Raw genomic sequence first — 848 nt, forward strand, 5'->3', positions numbered from 1 at the left:
ATGAAGGCGATGATGCAGACGCAGATGACGCACCTTCCCAGTCGGAAGAAGATCGTCGCAAGAAGCGTCGTCGTGGCCGTCGTGGCGGACGTAAAAACCGTCGTGGTGAATATGACAATGACAACCGCATGCCTGCGGTGGAATTTGTCGGCTTCAGTCGCGATGAAGCTGTCACCCGTCTGACTGCCTATAAACAGGCAGTAAAAAAAGCTTCGGCTCCTCTGCCTTCACCGGAATTTGTGGGCTTTAACCCGCAGCTGAAATCAGCGGCTCCGGCTGCTGCCCTGACACAGGATGCTCCGGCCAAGACTGAAGCAGCCCCGCAGACTGAGGCAAAATCCGAGAAGAAGACTGCAAAACCTGCCCGTAAACGCCCTGCTAAGCCACGCGGTGCAAAAGCAACGGCTGAAACCGTTGTAGAAACTGCGGTTGAAGTGACAACACCTGCCGGTGAACCGGTTGTTGCAGCGGCTGTGGTTGCGGAAGCTGAAACTGTGAGTGATGAGGCTCCGGCCAAAACCACACGCAAAAAAGCTGCAGAAAAACCTGCTAAGCCTGCCCGCAAGCCGCGCGCTAAAAAAGCAGCGGAGCCGGTTGCAGAAACACAGGCCGAAGTTGCTGAAGCCGTTGTTGTAACTGAAGTGACAGAACCTGCAGCGGAACAGCAGGTAGAAAAACCTGCCCGTAAACGCAGCAGCACACAGGAAGCATCCAAGCCGGTTGTGACCTCGCAGATCAGTCAGGCTGAAAAGCAGGAAGAACCGGCAGAGCAGCCTAAACGCGGCGGCTGGTGGCAGAAAAAGGGCTTCTTTTAAGCCCTGCCGATAAAACCCATAGAATAGAAAAAA

Annotated in this window: 1 pseudogene; it reads left to right on the forward strand. The window is 54.7% G+C overall.

Annotated elements, in window-relative coordinates:
* Positions 1-815 (forward strand): annotated as a pseudogene (locus A918_RS22070) (hypothetical protein); the annotation flags it as partial.
* Between the last annotated feature and the right edge of the window lie 33 nt (positions 816-848).

Origin of the sequence: Pseudochrobactrum sp. AO18b (assembly GCF_000409565.1) — a bacterium.
Lineage (GTDB): Bacteria > Pseudomonadota > Alphaproteobacteria > Rhizobiales > Rhizobiaceae > Pseudochrobactrum > Pseudochrobactrum saccharolyticum.